The 2,572-nt window shown below is 64.2% G+C and carries 1 protein-coding gene; it reads right to left on the minus strand.

Annotated features, from left to right (window positions below; genetic code table 11):
• Positions 1–195: 195 nt before the first annotated feature.
• Positions 196–2,572 (minus strand): ribonuclease E/G (locus tag EN906_RS30465; protein ID WP_164777479.1); only part of this gene is annotated, 2,377 nt, incomplete at its 5' end.

Consider the following 2,572-nt stretch of genomic DNA (forward strand, 5'->3'; position numbering starts at 1 on the left):
GAACTGGTCGATCTTCGCGCCGTGATGCATGTCACCCAAAAGTGCGCAGCGGTTTTGGGACAACGACATGCTTGGAATCAAAGAAGCGTTTTAGCCTTTCGCGATCCAGCATAACGCCAGATAAGAAAATCCCGCGCCGTCTTCGAGACGGCGCGGGATTTTTTGTCAAAGAACTAGCTCATGCGATTGAAAGGCTTAGAAAAAGCCCTTCCGCTGCCACCAGCCGCCGCGCTTCGGCTTGTCCTCGGTCTTGTCCTCGGCCTTGGCCGCGGGCTCTTCCGCGACGATCGAAGACACGACCGGCTCGACCGGCGCATTCGCCGCCGCCGGCTTGCGCCGCGACGGGCGGGCCTTCGGTGCCTCCTCGACAGAAGCGATGGCTGCCTCGTCGGATGCGGTGACCGGCGTGTCGACCGGTGCTTCCACCTCCGCAGCCGGCTCATCGGCGACAATTTCGGCCGCGGCCTTCTTTGGCTTGGCCGCGCGACGTGGCTTCTTCGGCTTCTCCGTGGCCGGCGCGTCGTCATTTGCCGGGGCAAGCGCCACCGGCTCTTCGGCTGGTGCGGCAACGACCGGCTCGCTGGCGATCACCTCGGTTGCCCGGACTTCGCCTTCAGAAGCGTCTGCTGTTTCGCCAGCACTTGCCTCAGCCTCGCCTTCACCGTCTTCGCGACGGTTGCGCTTGCCGCCGCGCTTGCCGCGCCGGCGCTTTTTGCCCTGGCCTTCGTCCGAAGCTTCAGCTGTCTCAGACGTTTCAGCAACACCGACAGGGGCGTTGTCGTCCGCTTCCGTGTCGCCATCGCTGGCGGCCGAGTCCGGGTCCGAAAACTCACCGGCCGGAGCCGAGACGGAAGCACCGTCCGCAGGGGCGCCATGTTCGCGATCGCGATCCTTGCCGCCGCGCCGGCGCCGACGCTTGCGGCGCTTGCGGTCGCGGCCTTCGCCTTCTTCGCCACCGGCAGCGGGCCGGGGCTGTTGTTGCTGAGGCTGCTGGCGTGGCTGTTCGGCCTGCACCGGTGCTTCATCGTCTTCCTCGACGACGACAATCTCGTCCTCGGGCTCTTCCAACTCGACATAGGCCGGGAAGCTGCGCGCCTCGACGAAGCCTTCCGGCTTTTCAGCCAGCGCGCCACGGAAGATCGCATAGTGTTGCGAACCCACCGAATCGTCGGCCTCGACGGTGATCGTCAGCCCGAAGCGGCTTTCGAGTTCGACCAGCGTGCCGCGCTTGTGGTTGAGCACATAGAGTGCGGTCGCCGCCGGCGTCCGCACCGTGATGTGGCTGCGCGAATCCTTGAGCAGGAATTCCTCGATCGCCCGCACCACCATCAGCGCGACCGACGAATCGGAGCGTACATGGCCGGTGCCGCCGCAATGCGGGCAGGGCTTCATGGTCGATTCCAGCACGCTGGCGCGGATGCGCTGGCGGGACATCTCCATCAGGCCGAAATGCGAGATACGGCCGACCTGGATGCGCGCACGATCGTTCTTGAGGTGATCCTTCAACCGCTTCTCGACGGAGCGGTTGTTGCGGTTCTCCTCCATGTCGATGAAGTCGATGACGATCAGGCCGGCGAGATCGCGCAGCCTGAGCTGACGCGCGACTTCCTCGGCCGCTTCCAGATTGGTGTGGAGCGCGGTGTCCTCGATCGAGTGCTCCTTGGTGGAGCGGCCCGAATTCACATCGATGGCAACCAGCGCCTCGGTCTGGTTGATGATGATGTAGCCGCCGCTCTTCAGCGTCACCTGCGGCTGCAGCATGCGGTCAAGCTGTGCCTCGATGCCGTTGCGCACGAAGATCGGCGTCGTGTCGCGGAACGGCTGAACCACCTTGGCGTGGCTCGGCATCAGCATGCGCATGAAGTCCTTGGCCTCGCGATAGCCTTCCTCGCCGGAGACAAGAATCTCGTCGATATCCTTGTTGTAGAGGTCGCGCACCGAGCGCTTGATCAGGCTGCCTTCCTCGTAGACCAGGGCAGGGGCCGTGGACTGCAAGGTGAGATTGCGGACATTTTCCCAAAGCCGCATCAGATATTCGTAATCGCGCTTGATCTCGGCCTTGGTGCGGCTCTCGCCGGCGGTGCGCAGGATCACGCCCATGCCCTGCGGCACTTCGAGATCGGCAACGACCTCCTTCAGCCGCTTGCGGTCGACCGCGCTGGTGATCTTGCGCGAAATGCCGCCGCCACGCGCCGTGTTCGGCATCAGCACCGAATAGCGGCCGGCAAGCGACAGATAGGTGGTCAGTGCCGCACCCTTGTTGCCGCGCTCTTCCTTGACGACCTGCACCAAGAGGATCTGCCGGCGCTTGATCACTTCCTGGATCTTGTACTGGCGGCGCACCGGCTTGCGGCGGTTGCGCACTTCTTCCAGCGCGTCCTCGGCGCCGACTGATTCGACCTCGTGATCGTCCGGATGCGAGGACTGCACTTCTTCCAGCATGCCGCGATCATTGTCTCCGGAGGTCGCCTCGCTGCCTTGTTCGGCCTGCGGAACGGCTTCGGAAATCACATCGGCCTCGACCGAGGCGGCGATCGACGTCGGGCCGCCTTCGCGGGTTTCGCCTTCGTCC

The sequence above is a fragment of the Mesorhizobium sp. M7A.F.Ca.CA.004.06.1.1 genome (assembly GCF_003999135.1).
Classification (GTDB): Bacteria; Pseudomonadota; Alphaproteobacteria; order Rhizobiales; family Rhizobiaceae; genus Mesorhizobium.